At 31.0% G+C, this 20,678-nt stretch carries 18 protein-coding genes and 1 tRNA gene; 6 read left to right on the forward strand and 13 right to left on the reverse strand.

Annotated elements, in window-relative coordinates; translation table 11 throughout:
- Positions 1–21: 21 nt before the first annotated feature.
- From FHG05_RS08375 to FHG05_RS08430, 12 genes are all read right to left on the reverse strand, one after another.
- Positions 22–1,830, reverse strand: a complete 1,809-nt coding sequence (locus FHG05_RS08375; protein WP_140997567.1) for a sensor histidine kinase — start codon at positions 1,828–1,830, stop codon at positions 22–24.
- A 67-nt stretch (positions 1,831–1,897) separates the two neighbouring features.
- Positions 1,898–2,251, reverse strand: coding sequence for a hypothetical protein (locus FHG05_RS08380; RefSeq protein ID WP_140997568.1), 354 nt, complete (start codon positions 2,249–2,251; stop codon positions 1,898–1,900).
- Complete coding sequence (locus FHG05_RS08385) at positions 2,241–3,308, reverse strand: hypothetical protein (protein WP_140997569.1); 1,068 nt, start codon at positions 3,306–3,308, stop codon at positions 2,241–2,243. The genes FHG05_RS08380 and FHG05_RS08385 overlap by 11 nt, the downstream gene beginning before the upstream one ends.
- A 12-nt stretch (positions 3,309–3,320) precedes the next feature.
- Positions 3,321–4,340, reverse strand: a complete 1,020-nt coding sequence (locus FHG05_RS08390) for a hypothetical protein (protein ID WP_140997570.1) — start codon at positions 4,338–4,340, stop codon at positions 3,321–3,323.
- A 3-nt stretch (positions 4,341–4,343) separates the two neighbouring features.
- Positions 4,344–4,853, reverse strand: coding sequence for a hypothetical protein (locus FHG05_RS08395; RefSeq protein WP_140997571.1), 510 nt, complete (start codon positions 4,851–4,853; stop codon positions 4,344–4,346).
- On the reverse strand, positions 4,850–5,713 hold the full coding sequence (locus tag FHG05_RS08400; protein ID WP_181369155.1) for a WG repeat-containing protein: 864 nt from the start codon (positions 5,711–5,713) through the stop codon (positions 4,850–4,852). The genes FHG05_RS08395 and FHG05_RS08400 overlap by 4 nt, the downstream gene beginning before the upstream one ends.
- Before the next feature lie 10 nt (positions 5,714–5,723).
- Entirely contained in the window at positions 5,724–8,171 is a 2,448-nt protein-coding gene (locus FHG05_RS08405; protein WP_140997573.1) for an MORN repeat-containing protein, read from the reverse strand.
- 3 nt (positions 8,172–8,174) lie between these two features.
- Entirely contained in the window at positions 8,175–9,923 is a 1,749-nt protein-coding gene (locus FHG05_RS08410) for a hypothetical protein (RefSeq protein ID WP_140997574.1), read from the reverse strand.
- 7 nt (positions 9,924–9,930) lie between these two features.
- Complete coding sequence (locus FHG05_RS08415) at positions 9,931–10,878, reverse strand: RHS repeat domain-containing protein (protein ID WP_140997575.1); 948 nt, start codon at positions 10,876–10,878, stop codon at positions 9,931–9,933.
- A gap of 11 nt (positions 10,879–10,889) precedes the next feature.
- Positions 10,890–11,792, reverse strand: coding sequence for a hypothetical protein (locus FHG05_RS08420; RefSeq protein WP_140997576.1), 903 nt, complete (start codon positions 11,790–11,792; stop codon positions 10,890–10,892).
- Between the two features lie 21 nt (positions 11,793–11,813).
- Positions 11,814–12,446, reverse strand: a complete 633-nt coding sequence (locus tag FHG05_RS08425; RefSeq protein ID WP_140997577.1) for a hypothetical protein — start codon at positions 12,444–12,446, stop codon at positions 11,814–11,816.
- Between the two features lie 12 nt (positions 12,447–12,458).
- Positions 12,459–13,427 carry a hypothetical protein gene (locus tag FHG05_RS08430; RefSeq protein WP_140997578.1) on the reverse strand — a complete coding sequence of 323 codons (969 nt, stop codon included), beginning with the start codon at positions 13,425–13,427 and terminating at the stop codon, positions 12,459–12,461.
- Positions 13,428–14,146: 719 nt separating this feature from the next.
- Between FHG05_RS08430 and FHG05_RS08435 the strand changes: the two genes are divergently transcribed.
- The 3 genes from FHG05_RS08435 to FHG05_RS08445 all read left to right on the forward strand — a co-directional run bounded on the left by FHG05_RS08435 (position 14,147) and on the right by FHG05_RS08445 (position 17,855).
- Entirely contained in the window at positions 14,147–14,629 is a 483-nt protein-coding gene (locus FHG05_RS08435; protein WP_140997579.1) for a hypothetical protein, read from the forward strand.
- Between the two features lie 160 nt (positions 14,630–14,789).
- Positions 14,790–15,443 (forward strand): energy transducer TonB, encoded by a 654-nt coding sequence (locus tag FHG05_RS08440; protein WP_140997580.1) that lies wholly within the window; start codon positions 14,790–14,792, stop codon positions 15,441–15,443.
- Between the two features lie 111 nt (positions 15,444–15,554).
- Positions 15,555–17,855 carry a TonB-dependent receptor gene (locus tag FHG05_RS08445; protein WP_140997581.1) on the forward strand — a complete coding sequence of 767 codons (2,301 nt, stop codon included), beginning with the start codon at positions 15,555–15,557 and terminating at the stop codon, positions 17,853–17,855.
- 56 nt (positions 17,856–17,911) lie between these two features.
- Here FHG05_RS08445 and FHG05_RS08450 read toward each other — a convergent pair.
- Positions 17,912–17,986: transfer RNA gene (locus FHG05_RS08450), tRNA-Pro, on the reverse strand.
- 229 nt (positions 17,987–18,215) lie between these two features.
- On the opposite strand from FHG05_RS08450, the gene udk reads away from it, so the two are divergent.
- From udk to FHG05_RS08465, 3 genes are all read left to right on the forward strand, one after another.
- Complete coding sequence (udk, locus tag FHG05_RS08455; RefSeq protein ID WP_130736473.1) at positions 18,216–18,824, forward strand: uridine kinase; 609 nt, start codon at positions 18,216–18,218, stop codon at positions 18,822–18,824.
- Position 18,825: 1 nt separating this feature from the next.
- Positions 18,826–19,167, forward strand: coding sequence for an FtsB family cell division protein (locus FHG05_RS08460; protein ID WP_232338067.1), 342 nt, complete (start codon positions 18,826–18,828; stop codon positions 19,165–19,167).
- A gap of 129 nt (positions 19,168–19,296) precedes the next feature.
- Positions 19,297–20,673: a methylmalonyl-CoA mutase subunit beta gene (locus FHG05_RS08465; protein ID WP_140997582.1), complete on the forward strand. Its 1,377-nt coding sequence runs from the start codon at positions 19,297–19,299 to the stop codon at positions 20,671–20,673.
- The last annotated feature ends 5 nt before the right edge of the window (positions 20,674–20,678 follow it).

A 20,678-nucleotide genomic window follows, 5' to 3' on the forward strand; every position in this document is an offset into this window, starting at 1 on the left:
TAGTAATCATTTTATTATGATTTAAACCTCAAATTTGATTCTTGTTCCTTTTTCTTTTTCTGATTTTAAGCTAAGTTCATTACCTAACTCCAAAGCTCGTTTTCGCATGTTTAAAAGTCCGTTACCTGCTTCAATTTCTTCTTCTACAAATCCTTTTCCATTGTCGGCTATCTCAAACTGGATTCCAGCAATAGTTTGGCTTATGTATATTTTGATTTCGGTTGCTTCGGCATATTTTACCGCATTATTTGTAGCTTCTTGAATGATGCGAAATATATTCAACCCTTGCAGTCCTGTAAATAAATGATTATCATCAATTGAAGGATCTGTTTTTAGGGAAATCTGAATGTTTTGATGCGATAATTTTGCCTTTTCCATAAAGTTCGCAATACGACTTTTTAAATCTTTTATGCTTATCGTTGTTTTATTCATAGCCCAAATCGTATCTCGCAGTTCTTGTATGGTTTCTTTAGCAAATGTTCCAATACTATTTAATTTATGAGTTACAGATTCGTTACTGTCTGAAATGTAATATTTAATAGTATCAATTGCAGAGACTATAAAGGAAAGTTGCGCTCCAATATTATCATGTAAATCTCTTGATATGGCTAGCCGCTGTTCTTGCAATTTAGTTTGGCTTTCGATTTTTTCTAAGGCTAATTGCAATTCATTATCTTTTTGTTGTTGGATGTTTTTAAGAACTTGCTGTTTATAGAGTATAAAGCCTATTAAACCTATGATAATGGCCAATGCGATAAGTCCGAATATCCATTGATTACGAATTTTAAGTGCTAATTCTTTTTCAGCAATTTTTTTCTCTTTTTCAGATGTTTCGTATTTAGTGGCAATTTCTTCTACATCTTTAAGTTTTTGTGCAGTATACAAACTATCGTTTAAGACATTGAAATTTTTCAAACTTTCAAATGCTTTTTCATAATTTCCTTGTGCTTGATAGTTGTCAGTGATTTGTTCGTAATTGTATTTTTGAATGTCTACAAAGTTGATCCTCTTAGCCAATGCGTTACTTTTAAGAAAGTAATTATTAGAGGTCTCAAATGCTTTAATTTCTTTGTAATATTCGCCAAGTGCTGTATAATTCAACATCGTAGCAAAATCATCATTTAATTTTTCTCGAATTTTTAGCGCTTCTAACAAGTAGTTTTCTGATTTTTTATAGTCTTTGATTAATAGTTGATTGTATCCTAAAAACTCAAGTGCATATCCAATTCCTACGCTGTCTTTCCTTTCTTGTTGAATTCGTAAAGATTTTTCAAACCGTTTATTTGCTTCTACATAATCTCCTTCGTCTCGAAAAACGACACCACTTTCATTATTGATTCGAGCAATACCTTCTAGATTTTTTTCTTTTTCATATAATTGTAATGCTTTTTCATAAAATTCTAATGCTCGATTAGGTTGACGAAGTTTACGATACATACGAGCCATATCGTCGTACAATAACCCTAACTTTTCCGTGTTTTTAGTTGGCTCTAAAACCTGTAAAGCGCGATAGTAATATACTGAAGCACTGTCTATATTTCCTTTTTTACCTAATGACAAACCAATGGTCCGTAAAAAATCACCTTTATTTATGTTGTCATTTTTTTCATTCGCGAGATTGTATCCAAGTTGCGCTAATGCAATGGTTTCATCAAATTTAGTGGCATAGATTTCTTTTATATTTTTCTGAAGGAAATCAATTTTTTGATTGTAATCTTTCTTATTGTTTACCAATTGCGTAATACTATCTACTAATGATAATTTTTGGGCTGAAGTAGTTAATGATAACAACATTAGGCCTATTATTACTATAATATTATTTAATCTCATAAAAATATATTTCTATTTCATAATAAATCCGTATAAATTTATTAAAATTATTATAAGTATTTTCTTCTTATTGTTTCCTTTTTAAAAGATATAAAGAAGTGTATATTGCTTTCTTAGTATTTTGTAAAAATAATGTTGCTTCTATTTCCTTTGTTTTTTCTGAAGCTTCATTCGGAAAAAGCAAATCCAACTCTTTTATTCTATTATTTATAATGTAGTTGATTTCATCTTCAAAGACTACAACTTCCTGATTTCTTTTATGTAAATTGAATTGATTCTGCAGCTCTATATGTTTTTCATTTGGATGTGAATACAAATTTGAATAGGCTATAAAATAGTTTCTAAATAAACAAACTATCAAATATAAAAGTCCAATAAGAACTAAAAAAAATAGCGCTAAAGCTAAAATATTATTTTCCATGATGATTACTTTTTTTTAATCGAATCCATTTTACAATTGCCCAAATGAGAATACTAACTAAAATCAATCCAATTATAAAAGGTGCGAAAATCACAAAAAGGGTAAGTAATCCAGGTAAAGCACCTTCTAGAGTATTTTCTACTTTATAAGGATTACCCAATTCTATATCCGAAAAAATTAGTGTTTCAAACGGTAATTGACTCATTTGATCAATTTTAGTAAACCATTCGTTAGCTTGATCTACCTTTTTTTCAAAAGAAAAATTTTCATTGTATTTTGAATAGTTAACGATGAGATTGTCTTTTGGTGTAGGTGAAAAATTGTGTTTTTCTCCAGAAAAAATTTGATGCAAAGTATTGAATTTAAAACCAAATCCATCAGAAATACCTTGTACCTCTTTTGGAGTTAAACCTTCCATCAATTGGATATAAAAATTACCTTTTTCGATGTTATCTTTCCAAACACTTCCACTTTCTAATAAGTAAATAAAAGCATTTCTTTTTTCAATGTTATATCCTTTTCGAACTATAGCTTCGTTTGTATTGACGATAAAATACACTGCTACCTTTTGGATTTCATTGGGTGTAAATTGCATTTCCCAAACTTTCCAATTATCACTAAATGCATTAATATTATCGTAATCTTCATTATATTCAGAAAGATTCTCATTGAATAATGGTAACCATCTATTATTTGCTTTTATTTTAAACTGACTTAAAGAATCTAATATAATTTGATTTAGATCATTTTCACCTCCTGAATAAATACCATTAACCGGATAGCCCATTTTGAATTGTAAATGTTCATTGGTTGTATTTTTAAAAACATAGGTCCCTTTTACAACTGCAAAACCTTTGTACAACTGAATAAAAATGCGCTCTTGTTGCATTTGTATTTTTTTAAAAGTGTTTGCATCTTCAGGATATAACATCGTATAAACTGTTCCTCCTGCATTCCATATTCCAGGCTGCGCAGCATTGGCAAAGACTTTTTGAGATAAGATAATTGTCATCAGCAAAAATGCTGTGATTCTTATTTTTGAAATTATCGTTTTCATGCTCTTACTGTTTTAAGGTAAATATTGTTGCAAAAGTGCTTCAAATATATGTAGCTTTTTATGGAGAAAGTCAGTTGTACCAGTGATTCTTCGATCAGCATATTCAATTTTGAAAAAACCAACACCTACGATGGTTTTATTCTTTACATCCACTTCTGCTTCTGCGATAATGTTGTTGTATTCATCTCTTAAAAATAACTTCATATAGAATGGAATGAGATCACCTTTATTTTTATCATAAGCTTGTAAAGTCTGATCCGAGTACTGTTTCAATCCAAAAGGCAAACTGTCTGTTGGTGCTTCCTCTTCAAAGCGCTGAATGCCTTTCATAAGTTTATCCTGAACGGTGCTGTCTTCGATTAACTTAAATTTAATTTCGCAAGCCTCATTCCCCATCGCATCTTTAAGGTAAGCCGTTGCATAAAAATAGCTTTTCGGTTCTACGTAAGATATAATTTCACGTTCTTCGAGATAGAAATAGTTGGTGATAATGTCGTCGTCAGGTACTTTTTGCCGATGTATTTCTTTGTATAAATTCCCTTTTTGACTGTAATAACACACCGTAACGGATTGCGTACCGTCTATATTAGCCTCAATTTCATAAAGCAGCTTGTTTTTGTAATGGAATTTGACATGACTTTTACTTCTGTCCTTAAAACGAATTTTCTGCTCAATGATACGATGTTCATTGTCGTAACGATATGAATATTTTCGGTTTAAATACGGATTGCTGTGTTCCCAAATTTCTTGATGCAAGCGATTATTTTTATATACTGCTTTTGATTTTGCCCAACTATCATCAAGGAAACTCTGGTTTTCGAAAGCACTGATTTTTCCGTCAGAGTTAAAACGATGAATAACTTTTTCTACTTTTTCAATACTATCGCCATCAAAACTGTAGAAGACTTGTTCTACCTGTGTCACCTGCTTCTTAAAGCCATAATCTTGGTAAGTAATATTAGGTAACGATTGTCCCTTACTTCCAACAAAAGCAAAAAATATGATGATTGAAAATACTGTTTTACATTTCATTTTCTATAGTTTATCGTTGTTGTTTATTGCTTGTTGAAATTCTTCCTTAGTAAATGTCTTCAGTGGGTTTATTTTTTTGATTAATTCCATCACAAACCATTGGTACATCTTTTCATATTGATTTTTAATGGTTGGATTAGAAAGATTTACAGTATAATGCATCACATCGCCATTGGCTAAAATAACCTCCATTTTTTCTATTTTTATTCTAAAATAGGATTCCATGAATTGGTAATGAATTTGAATTTTGAGTGTGAATCCGTCTTCATATTTTTTTGAAAAAATCAATTTGTAATCTTGTTCCGAAACTTTTTCTGTTCTTAAGAAAGTAAAGCCATTCCATGCCATTAAAGCTTCATAGTCCTCAATTTTAGGGTGAATTGTTTTGAAATTTTGCCCTTTTTGATAATAACCGTATAATTCGGTTGTAGGCGAATAGTTTGATTTTTGTCCGTAAGAAAAAATGCAAATTAAATGTAATAGAAGAAATACTATTATTAAGTTTTTATTCATTTTAATTCATTTCCTTTTTTGTCAAATTTTACTATTGTACCGTCCGGTTTTCTTGCGTGGATTGTGTTATCGTCTGCCCAATAGGTTTTCTCAAATTTTAACGGAATAATTTCTTTCCCTGTATTATCTACATAGCCGTAGTTATCTCCAATACCTACACGCGCCAGCCCTCTATTAAAATCCTGAATGTCGTCATATTTTACCGCAATGATTTCTTTGCCTGTTTTGTCTATTATACCCCATTTCCCTGCTAAAGATACTTTTGCAAATCCATCTTTAAAGAATTGTACATCATCGTATTTAGCAGGAACAATTTCTTTTCCGATTTTATTTACAAAGCCAAATTTATCCTCAAGACGAGTGCTTACCATTCCTTCGCTAAATGATCCAATGGACTGATATTTAAAAGGAATAATTTCTTTACCTGTTAAGTCTATGGCTCCAAATTTTCCGTTTTTTGCAACAATAGCAATACCTTCATTAAAATCATTACCGCTTCCATAAGCTTCATAAACTATTGGGATAACAATTTGTCCTCGTTTATTAATATAACCTCCTTTTCGGTCGAGTTGCACCCATGACAAGCCTTCTGAGTATGGATTCATATATACATAGGTAGGAGGTATAATTTCATTTCCTGTTGTAGCATCTAGAAGTCCCCAATCTAAATTTATTTCTACACGAATTACCTCTCCATCGACTTTACATTCATTGTATTTAGGTTCAATAACAACAGTTCCTCTTGAGTCTTTAAGTCCATATTTTCCATTTTTGTAAAAAGGAGTTAATTGTTGAGCATTTACCGATGATGAAAGGAAACATATTAGAATGCAAGTAAATAATTTAAAAATTGTTCTCATATTATTAAAATTAATTAGTTTTAGTACTGTACGAACCACTGTATTTTTGAAGTCGTTCTTTCGATTTTTCACGAATATAATCTCTAACCTCTGTTTTAAGCTTTGGTAAGGTATCTTTGGTGGCATTTTTGTCCATTTTCATCATGAACTCGAAGGAAGCATAAGGTGCTACTTGATATATTTCGTTAATTAGGCTAGCATAAAATTGCCCTAGTAAATCTCCAGTTATTGCTTTTGCTTTCCACTTTTTGTCAAGATTAGCCAAATGTTGTTTTAAACCATCAGGATTGGAATTGTATACATCAAAATACGCCTTGGCTTCGGTTGAAAGTGTTTTATTAGATGTATTTACAGGTTTTGGTTTTTCTATCGTAAAGTTACCGTTTCGTAAGACGCCATTGACCCAATTTCCTTTTTGAGTAATCACAAAACTTTTATCGGTTTTATAGCCTTTACCATTTAGGTTGCTATTTGAAAACTGACCAACATATGATTCACCATTAGATTTATAAACCAACATTCCAACGCCTTCCATTTTATTGGCTGTAAATTCTCCCATATACAAATCGCCATCGTTACTTTTATACATTCCTAAATAATGTGGTTTGTTGTTTTTAAAAAAACCATAATACCAACTTTTATTACTGTATTTGTATTGCCCAAAACCATTGGCACAATCTCCGGCACAATTGTTCTTATAGATGTTGTTTACGTAATCATACGTGAGCATATCTCTGGTTAGTTTACCATTAGTGTAATATCCAGCCACAACTGCTTTGCTATTTTTAAGTTGGTATCCATAGCCGTTTTGTAAACCTTTTTGCCAAGTTCCGTAATAGATTATGCCTTCACTTTTCCATGAATAAATGCCGTATCCATCATAATTTCCGTCTTTAAAATTTCCAATGTAATAATTGCCATTTGGCAAGGTATGCGTACCAACACCATTTATCTTTCCATTTTCAAAAAAACCTTCAATGATTTCACCATTAGCAAAACGTTTTTTGCTAAAACCGTTGATACAGTCGCCAGATAAACAAGTATCTTCTTTTGTAGAAATTGATGTTGTTGTTTTTGAAGTACTTGAAGAAGGTGTTGTTTGATTATCTATTTTATCTGTAGACAGATTGTATTTTTTACCTGCATAAGCTTTGTTTAATAACGCTTTAGAGGTGTTGGGTAAATAATAGATAATCTTATCATTTTCATCTTTTATGATACTGTTTCCATTTTGCAAGGCAATTAATTTGTGATTAGGATTTTCTTTGACATCAATTTTTCCATCTATTATTACTACAAATTGAGATTCTGCTGTTTTAATATATACAACATTATCATCTACAGCAATAGGATGCAAAGGATAATAACCTGTTGTGTTATTCGAATCTAATTCTCCAACAAATGTTTGATTTATAGTTTTGTCATAAACTAAATAAATTGGAGCGTTGTAAACTTTTAAAGCTCCATCTCGCATGCCATTTACTGTATTTTCTAATGTAGCTCCTTTGTAACCTAATTTATAGGAAGAACCTTTTGTATTTTTTAGAAAATAGGGATTGTTTATTAAAACTTTGGAAACTAGTTGTTTCTTTCCAGATTTTGCATCATCAAGCGGGTTTTCTACGATGTAATATTTTTCTTTAAAAGGATTATAAAGTAGTATGTTTTTTTGTTGTAAATCTAATTCTGCATAAAGAAAATCTACTTTTTTGTCATTGATAAAAAATTCACAATCATTTAATGGAAACAAAGAACGACCTAAGGAACTTTTTTTGTGAACTATTGATATTTCAATTTCTTTATTTTTTAAATCACTGTAAAACAAAGCACTTTGATACCAGTTAGTTTCATTACCAAATTTGTCAAACTCTTTTGTGAAAATTTTATCGTTTTCACCAATTTTAATGCCATTTTTATAAATATGTTTTACGGTTTTAGCAGGATTGTAAACACTATTAATTTCAGTTATAATGAGTTGGTCACCATTTTTTTGATAAGAAAATTGTCGGATACCACCACTAACATTGCTTTTGATTAATCGACCAAAACTATCGTATTCATAACTACTATTGAGCCCTTTTGAGCCTACTTCTTTAATTAATAAACCCTTTGCGTTATAAGTATAATTAATCGTTTGAATACCCAATGACGCATACGTTAACTTGGTCAAAAATCCTTGACTATTAAATTCGTAAAGTCTACCCTCTGAATTTGCGTAGAGCAAATCATTTTTATATAAGTAGTGTACTCCATTACTTGAAGTTTTCTCGTAAATTAAGTTTCCTTCCTCAGAAAAAACTCTTCTCCCATACGCATAAACATCACCTTTTAGATTAAAATGTTCTTTTTTGTATTCAAAAGCAATAGGATTCATAGGTGCATTTACCCAATCTACTTTTTGAGAGAAAGTAGTTAGAGTAGCAATTGTAAAGAGTAAAGTAAGAATTAATCTTTTCATATTTTAAAATTGAATGTTCTTCCAATAATTTTTGTTTGTTTCTCCATTGACAACATAACCTGTACCATTACATCTTGGACAAACGTTATCAACGTGTTTTTCTATGTATCGTACTTTTTTTGAAGCTACTTCAGCTGGTTTGTATGATGATGTGGTAACATGCTTATCATAGTAAACTCCCTTAACAACATAGGAATTACTTTTGTATTCTGCGGGTACAAAATAGGTTTCGTTTTTTTCGGCATAAACAGGGACTTTTATTGTTTTTGGACAAGACGCATAATCATTAGCTAGAAAAGTTTCGTTTACATATATTGACCCACTATTTTTGTCTAATTTCGTAAAGATATTGGGGTTATCTGTGAAAACGGTAATAGAATTATCTTGGGGATTAATGCTTTTGATTTTAGCAACTCTGTTAATTTTTTCTATGAAGATTTCATCCGATATTTTTAGTTGAGTAAGTTTCATATTTGAAAATCCAGAAAATAAATCCTTTGATTTTTCACCTACATAGTTAAATCCATCAAAAGGAATAGCGTCCCAAAAGTTTTTATCTTTTTTTTCATTGTTTGCTTTGATGTATTTTACATTTTTAGGTTGCCCATTTTCAAACATCCCATAACAAGCATCAATTGTTAATAAATCTCCATATCTATCATTTGTTGTGAACATTTTAGTTCTATAGCCAATACCGTGTAATTTTCCATTTTTAAAAAACCCAACTTCCATATAAATACCGTCTCCTGCTTTTATATTATCTTGCGGAATGAGATTGATGCCATAACCATTTAATGTTTTGATATTCTTACTAACCATTTTTGCCAAATGTGGTTTATAAACCTCAACATCAGTTTGTTCGTTTAATTCTAAAATGTTTGGTTTTTCTGTTGCTTTCGCTTCAATTGTAAATTTTATTTCTTGGTCGAGTATTACTGCCCAATAGTTCTTTTTATTTACTTCGTCTTCTAAAAACACTACTGATCCATTGCCTAATTTAAAAGCTGTAGGTAGCAAAAAACCAGTTATAGAGTACCCAAAAACATTATTCATGAAAGTGCCTAAATGGTTGTATCCATAATAATACGCTTTATTATCACTCCTCCAATCCATAAGTTGTTCTCGCTCGGTGGGGAAATTCAAATAACTATCCGAGGGGTAAAAAGAGGGTTTCTTAGCTGCAATATATTGAACTAATCCAGAACCATATTTAGGATGATTAACCCACTGATGTGTTTCCATTTTCGGCAAATAGGCTTTGTCCATAATGGTATTCCCATCTTTGTCCCAAACTACAAAGCGCTCAACTTCTGGGTCTTCCTCGTCTTTTAATAAAACATTCCAAAGTTTACCGTTTTCATGAAAGATAGGATTCTCATAAATATCTTCTCTTTCTGGATTGTAATCGTAGTACAATTGGTCATTAGAAGCATAATACATCTTGCAATTAGGAAAACTTTCTTTGTCTGCTTTTTCTTTATACTTAACATTTTTACTGTATAATGCTACACTGTTAATAGTAAAATCTAGTCTTTCGTAAGTTCTATTCTTTTTAGCTGGTTTTCCATTACTTTTTACGTTGTAGGGCTTTCTAAGATATTGATAATAATCAATGCGTTTACTCTCAAAATAATTGTAAGTACCAAAAACTTCACTACCAAACAGCTTGGTGTTGTCCATAATGAATTCTTGCCCAAATACATTAAGCACTAAAAACATAGAAAATATAACCGTTAATACACATTTTTTCATAGCATTATTATTTATAATGTTTCACTTTCATCTCAAAAATCAAATCAAAATCGGTGCTACCACTCTCGGTACCATCTGCATATTTTAGGTACTGAAAAACCATGCGCTTTTGGGAACCAAACCTTCTGTCAAACTGAATTCTTTTGATCCAATCGCCTTGTTCATTACGAGCTTCTGCTGGAATATCAAACACAATTTTACTTGCAGTTTTGTTGAAAGTTTCTGCTAAGACTTTGTTGTTTTTTTTATAAGAGGTTCTTAATTTTAATGCATATTCAAAGGGATTTTCTATATCTTCCAACTCGTATTCCATTCTTTGAATTTTGTCATAAAACGTAATTCTTTGTTTTTTGGAAATGGTAAAACTCGCAAATATATCATCGCCTTCATACATATAACAACTTTCAATAATGCGACCTGATTTTTCAGTAGTTGTTTCTTTTATATAGTTATATTTATGAATAAACTCTAAGAATGCTTTAGTACCTGTTGCATTTCTTCTTGTCATGGTTTGTAACATGCCACCCTCATCATAGGTGAAAGTATCTGTATAGGTTGCATATTTTCCTGTTGATGTGATTTTAATTAAATTTCCCTTGGCATCGTAGTGCATTTTTTGTGAACTATTGAAACTTTCGGCTGAGGTTTTGGTATTGATGCTATCTAAAACACCATTTTTATACACGTAATTTTTAGCCGTTTCGCTACCATTACTTCCATAAATTCGGGTGTATTTTTGTATAATATGTCCGTCTTTGTTAAACGAATACACTTCTGCCATTACGGGTTGGTAGCCTAAACTGTCACTTTTGTAATAGGCAATTTTAGCATGATCGGGTTGTTTTTGAAAACCATACGATTGCCAATAGGTTTTGGGTGGTGAAATATGGTGGTAATTTTGTGCATTCCCAAAAAAACCAACTAATAGCAGTAAAATAGTTACTTTAAATTTCATTGAATGTAGTTTTAGTTACGGTATTCAATAGTTCTTCTGGTAATGGTGTTACATTCCCATTTTCTATTTTTCATTTTGTAGTTTTTACGTTCTATCCAGTTGCCTTTTGCATCAAAGGTGTATTCAAAACGCTCTTTGTCTTGACCATCTACTTGGATTTTATCTAAATCTTGGTAGTCAAATTCATCTCCAAAAACATCCACTTTTCGAGTTTTGTAGTGATATTTGATAACGCTACTGATTCCAAAATTGGTAATAGTATTTTGCAGTTTCTTTCCATTGCTATTTAATAGAATACTATCGGTTTGATCAAGTATATCATCAATGTATACTTCAGTAATATGAAGTGTATTTCCTTCAGGATTTGATTTATACCAATGCTTCGTTTGTTTTATTTTTTTCTTCTGAGGATTATATACTGTTTCTTGTGTGTAATCATCATCGTTGCCTTCATAAAGTACTTCAAAAACCTCTGGTTGAGTTACATTTAATAAATAACGACTTACTTTGATTTTCTCTACATCAAAAGCACCATAAGTATAGTGCCAATCTTCAAGGGTTTTTAAAGTATTGGGATTGGTTATTTTTACCGACTTTAGTTGTCTAGAATTAGCGTCAACATAATAAAAAGCTATATCAAAATCGGCATAACTGTTGTTGAAATTGACAAATTGATAATCCGTTAATTGATACGTATTGTTCCACTGTAAATAGATTTCTAAAATGGGAAAATCTTCGTTTTCATCAACTGCAATTTCTTTGGTAGTCAAACTTTTAACTTGTGAAAAATCAATAACATCTACTTGATTTCTAAACTCCCATTCTGTAGGATAATAGGGTATGTAGTCTTGGGCAATTGTTACATTGAATGATAGGAAAAGTAATGTAGTGAATAAGTAGTAAATGTTTTTCATGATTCTATTTTTATGATAGTATTATTTTAAATTATGATTGTCAGATGAAAGTTTTTGATTAAGCATTTTTAACAACAAAAAAGGAAATACAATAATTACTGAGCCCCATTGGTTTTCAGGTGTAAAAGTCTCTGGAAATCGTTTGACCAAAAAAAATAGTATTAAACCTCCCACAATTATTGAAACATGAAGCACTATCATATTCGGATTAAAGGCTCCAAAATAAATGGTTAATGGTTGTTGTTTCTGATGCAAGTAAATCCTTTCGAATAAAACAAAAATCAAATTGAGATTGAAAAACCAATTTTGAAAAAAAACAATTTCCATATTGGTTAGGATGATTTCTCTGTTGTCTGATACAGCAATAAAACCAAAAAAAACAATCAAGAAAACCCAATAAATACCCATCGAAAATAAACCGCCCATAAAACCGGTTGATTGCCAATCTTCATTTATTGCATTTGGATTTTTCTTAAAATACAATCGATCAACTATTAATCGTATCAGTTCATTCCACCAGAAAAAATACATCAAGTAAAACACTGTAGTTTGCCCATTGAGTACCGACAAAAGTGTTAATAACATGAAAACCAAAAAATCCCATTTTTGATATTTTTTTAATTGCTGGTCAATTATTGCTTGTAATCCCATCATTTGTTCTAAATATTATTTGAAATATTTCGAATGAAATTCGTTAAGATGGTGTTTTAGGAATACATCAATAGCTTGTTCTACCCCTTGTTCATATTTTGGAGCATCTGCAGGCACAATAGCGGCTTTAGCTGTGGCTTTGTTTTTAGCTACGTAAACCGTGCCAAATGCAGTTTTTGTTCCCCAATTGTCGTAATCTGAATCCACATAATTCGTGATTTTTTCTTCTTTGATAACACCGTCAATATCTAAATCTTTTTTCAGAATGCCTTGGTATTCGGCTAAAGGGGAACCACCAATTTTATTACGCCCAACAATAAAATGAACAATAGTACTGTTTTCTGATAAAACCAAATTTGTTTTAGCAACTACATTAGCACCTATACCACTTTTGTTAGAACCTTTTGACTTTACAAATTCTACATATAAATCCACTCGAATCACAGCTGCATCGTTTAGTTCTTTAGAAAGTTTTGTTGTGTTCTCAGTAGAGCCTTTCTCTTTATAAAAAAAACCTACATTCTGAGGATGTACTGTAATTGCTCCTTCAATAGTAGTTGAGGGAAACATTTTTAGGCTGTCACTATATTGGTATCCTTTATAAAATTCGGTGTCTTTTGCTTCCTCTGTCTTCATAACATTAAAGCCTTTTTCTTTAAGGTCAGCCAGAAATTGACTATAAGCAGTATTCGTAATATTCTGTAGTGTTTCTTCTGACACATCTAATCCTACTGCTAGCGAAGCTTTTGCAGATCCCATAACAGCACCAAACAATCCCGAACCTCCTTTTTTTGAAGCTGCTTTTTCACTATACACTTGATAATGTACTGCAAAGTCGGCTATATATACATTTCTGTTATCAAATTTTGGTTTTTCTAAACTTAACGGTCCAGATTTTCCAGGTTTAAATTCTCCTAATGTTTGAGCACTTAAAATAGCTGCATTAATACAAAACGCTATTAAAATAAAATGTTTTGCTTTCATAAATTTGGATTAATAATTTACTTTACAATATTATATTAATCCGTTTTTTAATGAAATAGGGCATTTGCACCATATTTTAATTTAAATTAGAAATATTTAAAAAGAAAACTCAAAGTTCTATTTCAGATATAGATTTAAATTTATTTGTACTTTAAGTACTATTTTTTACTACTTTAAATAAAAAAAAAACAATACAATTGAATATTAATTTGATAATTTCAAACCTTTTTTTGAACACCCCGAGTACACCCTAACTTTTTTTAAACCTTATAAATAAAGAGAAAAAAGATATTGTATTTAAAATAAAATTCTTTTTAGAATAATAGATAAAAAAAACCTCCTTTAAAGAGTGGTTTTATGGTTTCAAGTTGACATCTATAATTATTTTTATTTTAAAGAATAGCTCTGAGCTTACAATTATAATCTTTTAGAATCTATAGAATAGCTTTAAGGTTATAATGAATAGCATTTAGGTTATAAAGAATACCTTTTTGCTTATAACTAATACCTTTTTGCTTATAACTAATACCTTTTAGGTTATATATAATAGCTTTTTGCTTATAATTAATAGCTTTGTGTTTATATATAATACCTTTTTGCTTATAAGTATCACCTTTGAGGTTATAAATACAAGCTTTTTGCTTATAATTAATACCTTTTTGGTTTAAATTAAAAACCACTCCCTTACAGAGGGGTAATATTTTATTTACCTTGTGAGTATGATAAGCATTTCTGCCTTTACTTTGGATTTTAAAAAACTAAATGTATACCATTATTTTTGGATTACTGCATTACTAATTTTAACACTAGGTGTATATTTTCACAATTTACCAGACAATACTTTGGATATCAATATACATGATACTTATTTTGTCATAGAACATTTACATGCAGCCATTTTACTCACCTTATTTTATTTTTTAAATGGAATTGGATATTGGTTAGTTGAGAAAGTTTTAAAAAAGAAACTTCTTAATGTTTTAACAATAATTCATTGCATTATTCTTTTTGGAAGTTTTATTAGTTATTGGTTGGTTTTTATTTATTCAAAACTATTTCTTTCGAATCCATTTCCACTATTTGATAATTATGATTTGATAAATAAAACGCTACTGCTTTCTTTTTTATTAATATTTTTTATTGGTTTACCAATTTACTTTATCAATCTCTTAATTGGTATATTCAGAAAATCAAGCAGCTGATAACAAGAAGCAGCTATAATTATAATTTCAATAATGCATTTTTACATAAAAATTTTATCTTAGCAAATAGGAATTAATTTGTTAGCTATATTAAAAATTGAAAAAGCAATAGTATTTTGAAGTTATAAAACATCAACACAAACACCAATTACCTTTAACCATGAAAAACACTTTTTCTTTAACTACTCCACTCACTTGTTTTTTAATCGCTTTTTTTTCTTTTACTGCTATGAGTCAAAATGAAATAGATAGTATTGGCAACAAACAAGGGGAATGGATACTTTCAAATAAAAATTTTTCCTTAAAAGCAACTTTTAAAGATAATAAAACGGTTGGCCCAATGCGTTTCTATGAGAATGAAAAGTTAGTTTTGGAAGCTACAGAAGGACCAGATAAAACCTACACTTGGAAATTATACACCAATGAAGGTAACAAAGAAGGCATTGCTAAAAATAATGAGGAAGGCTTATTTCGATATTATGACCTACAATCCAATGAAATAGATTCTACTACTCTAATAAAACTTAATTCAATTGGTGAAATTTTACCAACTTATAATGGTGGCATCAATCAATTTCACATATATATCGCACAAAATATTGACTCATTAAACATTAAAAACGAAAAATTTAAAGTCGATTTTGTAATCAATCAAAATGGTAAAGTAACAGATGTAAAAATAGCTTCTTCAACAAACCCTAATTTGAATGATCGTATCATCCATTTTTTTGAAAATTCTCCACGATGGAATCCAGGTTTTCAACGCTTCCGTTTTGTAAAAGTTAAAATGTCAATTCCTTTAAACTTACAATAATTAAAAGCTAAAAATAAAATCATCTTACAGAAGGAATTGAAATCAGATTTTTTTTTATTCTGTAATTTTAGTCTATTTTTACGACCAGTATCGTCTAACTTTAAACAAGAAATGAAAAAAATAGTTTTCTTGATATTTTTCTTAACTATATCAAACTTTTTCCACGCACAAAATCGCATTTCTGGAACCATTTCAGAAGAAAATTCAAATCTTCCTTTAGCAGGCGCTTATATTTATATTACCGAATGGAACAAAGGAGTTGTTTCTGATGAAAACGGCAACTATTCCATAACTTTAACTACAAAAGGTAGACTGACGCTTCAATATTCCTATTTGAGTTACGAACCAGTAGTTAAAGAAGTTATTCTTTCGGATTCCAATACGGAACAAACCCTAAATGTACAATTAAAAAAGCACATCATTCAAATGGATGAAGTCGTATTATCGAATTCTTATATCAACACACAAAGCACCAATACTTATGAAGTTGATGTAGTGGATATTGATAATATAGCTAAAGTGGGTGGTTTTAGTGTAATGGACATTATTAACAAAATACCGGGTGTAGATGCAGTAACTTCTGGAACTATGGTAAGCCGACCTTCTATTCGCGGACTCTCAAGCAATCGTGTTTTAACGGTTATTGATGGCGTACGTTTTGAAACCCAACAATGGGATGACGAACATGGAATTGGAGTAAATGAAAATGGTTTTGAAAAAATTGAAGTCATCAAAGGGCCTGAAAGTTTATTATACGGACCTGAAGCAATGGGCGGTGTTATTAATTTTGTAAAAACCAAACCGGCTCCTATTGGAACTACTCAAGGTTCTGCTTTTGCAGCTATGTCTACTAACAATTTAGGATGGAGAGCCAATGCTAAAGTAGATGGTGCTAAAGAAAATTTGAATTGGGGTGTGAGTGCTTTAGGGAAACTTTTCTCTGATTACTTTATCGACAATCAATCATTCCGTATTCCTAATACTCGTTTGTTGGAATATGGAGCGAAAGGATATGTGGGTACCAATAGAAAATGGGGATCCACTAATTTAGAATATACTTTTAATCAAGCTTTCTTTGGAATTTTAGACGGTAAAGACATTACTTTTGGCCCCAATGGTGAAATAATTAACAGTGATATTGAAAAAGAAAAATATCCTTTTGAAATTGAAGCGCCTTTTCATACAGTCGTAGACAACCGACTTACATCTCACTCTACTTTTTTAACTGGAAAATCAAAATTAGATTTAGTTGTTGGCTATCAAAACAATCATCGTACTGAAAATGAAGAATTAACTGGTGTAAAAAAAGGCTATAAGTATGTGGATATGACCTTGCAAAGTGTAACCTATAACTTGAAATGGTATGCTCCTACTTGGAATCGATTCAGTACGATTGTAGGCTCGCAAGGAATGTACCAAAACAACACCAATAATTCGGGAGCACAAACCGTTTTAATTCCAGATGCAAGAATTAAAGATTTTGGTTTGTTTGCAGTAAACAAATACCAATACCAAGCTTTTAATTTTAGCTTGGGTGCACGTTTCGATTCTAGAAATTTAGATACAAACGAAACGAACGGCTTAAATTATACCATTCCAGAAATTTCCAAATCGTATAATAATGTAAGTGGTTCTGCAGGTATTGCTTATACTATTGCTAAAAAACTAACCTTACGTTCAAGTTTTGCAACAGGTTATCGTTCACCTAATTTAAACGAATTAACATCCAATGGTTTCAAATTAGAATCCCAACGTTTTGAAGTGGGTAATGCTAATTTTAAAAAGGAGCACAACCAACAATTTGATTTGAATGCGGTTTATGCCAATGAATCGATAAGCATTGAAGGGGCTTTCTTTGTGAATACCATTCAGAATTATATCTACATTGAACCAACGGGCACTACAGTTCCTAGTAATCTAGATCCTGCAACGAATGTCCCTTTATATGAATTCCAACAATCGGAAGCAAAAATTACAGGTGGAGAAGCTACGCTTTCTATTCACCCAGAAGGCTTAAAATGGTTCCGTTTGGACAATAGTTTTGCTACCTTAAAAGGAATACGAACAGATAATGATTCCTATTTACCCATGATGAACCCAACGAAATTAACCAATACCTTATTCATTACGCTGAATGATTTTGGTAAATTTAGTAGTTCGGTTATCAACTTAACAGTTACTTCTACTTTTGACCAAGACCAAGTAGCCGAAAATGAATTAAAAACACCAGGTTATTCTATCTTTAATTTAGGAATTAGCACTACTTACAAGAAGACCGCTTTTACCTTAACTGCGAACAATATTTTTGATCGCAATTACATCAATCATATGTCTCGCTTTAGACCTTATAAAATTGCCGAACCTGGCTTAAATATTGCATTAAGTGTAAAAATACCCTTGGATTTAAATTAATTTTAGAAAAATACAAGAAATAAAAAAGCCTTTCTGAATCAGAAAGGCTTTTTTTGTCGGGGTGGCAGGATTCGAACCTGCGACCTCCTGCTCCCAAAGCAGGCGCGATAACCGGGCTACGCTACACCCCGTGAACGAGGATGCAAATATAAGACTAAAATTAAGACCTGCAAATAAAAAAATATTTTTTTTTCACTTCAAAAAAGAGGCTAAATAATATCTTAAATTTTCAACTTTGCTTAAAAAAACAGTATCTTTTGAAGTCCTAAGAATTTACAATAGTTTTATAATCTATAATTTAGCGAATAGTCCTAAAATTAAAATCAAATACTTAAATTTGCCCAATAAAATAAATCAAAAATGTTAATAATAGGAATAGCTGGTGGAACAGGAAGTGGAAAAACCACTGTAGTTCACCAAATTATGAATGAATTACCGGCAACTGAAGTTGGAATTATCTCACAAGATTCATACTATAAAGAAACACATCACCTTAGTTATGATGAACGTACTAAAATAAATTTTGACCATCCAAGAGCCATTGATTTTGATTTATTAGTTGCACATTTAAAAGATTTAAAAGCAGGTAAAACGATTGAACAACCGGTTTATTCCTTTGTAACACACGATAGAACAGACGACTCTATCATTACACATCCTCGAAAAGTAATGATAGTAGAAGGCATTCTAATTTTAACCAATCCAGAGTTACGCGAAATGTTTGACATTAAAGTTTTTGTTCATGCCGATTCAGACGAACGCTTAATCCGACGTTTGAAAAGAGACATTGCGGAAAGAGGAAGAGATATGGAAGAAGTTTTGAACCGCTATCAAAACACTTTAAAACCGATGCACCAACAGTTCATTGAACCGACTAAAGCGTATGCTGATATTATTATTCCAAATGACAAATACAACACCGTAGCTATAGACGTAGTGAGAGCGGTAATCAAACAACGCATTCATTAATTTGAAAAAAATTAAAAGCATATTATCCCAATTTACTTTCCTTAGTTTTTTAGGAAACAGATACCTATTAGTAACAATAGGATTTCTGGTTTGGATGCTTTTTCTAGACAATTATTCGTATTTGGAACATCGGGTTCTAAATAAAGAAATAGACGAATTGCAAGACAATATCGACTATTACGAAACCGAAATTAAAAAAGACAGTATTCGCATCAAAAAATTGAAAAATCCCGATCAAATTGAAAAATATGCTCGAGAAAAATATTATATGAAACGCGAAAACGAAGATATTTATATTATCGAATTTGAAGGAGAAGAAAAACAAGAGCAAAACGATTTTTAATTGATTTTGAAGTCTCACTTTTGCGCTTCTTTTAAACCATATTCCTGCTGTACGCACTACAAGGTAGTTGGCTTCCATCAGGACTAAAACAAACGATAGGAACAGTAAAAACCATTAAAAAAACAACTAATGGAACATCAAAAATTATTTCAAGAATTTGAAGCCATTTCATCAAAAGAATGGAAACAAAAAATACAATTTGAACTCAAAGGTGCCGATTATAACGAAACTTTAGTTTGGGAAAGTTTAGAAGGTATTAAAGTGAAACCTTTCTACCATGCAGACGAATTTGAAACTAACACTCAAGTAAACACTCAAGTAACCCAGTTTAAAATTGTACAAAATATTTTTGTTCACGATGTTGTTAAATCCAATAAAAAAGCGCTAGACACTTTACAACGTGGTGCTGAAAGCATTCGTTTCACTATTGAAAATGAGACGGTAGTTATAAAGGATTTAATGCAAAATCTTCCATTAGAAAACACCCACTATTTTTTTTATTTACCTTTTTTATCAATCGATTTCGTAAATCAAATTAATGATTTTGCAACCAAAAATAAAGCAAATTTCTCTATACAAGTTGACCCCATTGGTCATCTTGTCAAAGATGGAAATTGGTTCACCAATCTTGACACTGATTTTAATACATTAAATCAAATTGTTGCCAAAACAAACCTGCCGTTTCTAAATTTAGAAACGCGTATTTATCAAAATGCAGGAGCTAATATTATACAGCAATTGGCTTATACTTTAGCACATGCAAATGAATATTTCAATAGAATCAACTGGTCTGTTGAATCTAATTCAAAAACAACCATTACCATTGAAGTTGCTGTGGGAACGCATTACTTTTTTGAAATTGCCAAACTGAGAGCCTTACGCCTTCTGTTTGAAACACTAGCAAAAGAATACCATCCCAATATCGAATGTCATATATTGGCTACACCAACGAAACGAAACAAAACTTTATACGATTATAATGTAAACATGCTTCGTACCACAACCGAATGCATGAGTGCCATTTTAGGAGGAGCTGATTCGGTTGCAAATCTTGCTTATGATGCCTTATATCATAAAGATAATGAATTTGGTGATCGTATTTCTCGTAATCAGTTATTAGTTTTAAAGAACGAAAGCTATTTCGATAAAGTCAACAATCCTGCTGATGGTGCTTATTATATAGAAACTATTACAGAGCAATTAGCGGAAAAAGCGCTCCAACTTTTTAAAGATATTGAGGCTAATGGTGGATTCATTACGCAATTAATTGAAGGCACAATTCAACGAAAAATAAAAGAAAGTGCTACTAAAGAACAAGAACTTTTCGACTCAGGTAAAGAAATTTTATTAGGAACCAATAAATATCCGAATAAAAACGACCGTATGAAAGAAGATTTGGAATTATTTCCATTTGTAAAAACCCATTCGCGCAAAACACTAGTTACACCAATAATTGAGAAAAGACTAGCTGAAAAATTAGAACAAGAACGCTTAGCTCAAGAATAATTTTT

Source organism: Flavobacterium profundi (assembly GCF_006491645.1).
Taxonomy (GTDB): domain Bacteria; phylum Bacteroidota; class Bacteroidia; order Flavobacteriales; family Flavobacteriaceae; genus Flavobacterium; species Flavobacterium profundi.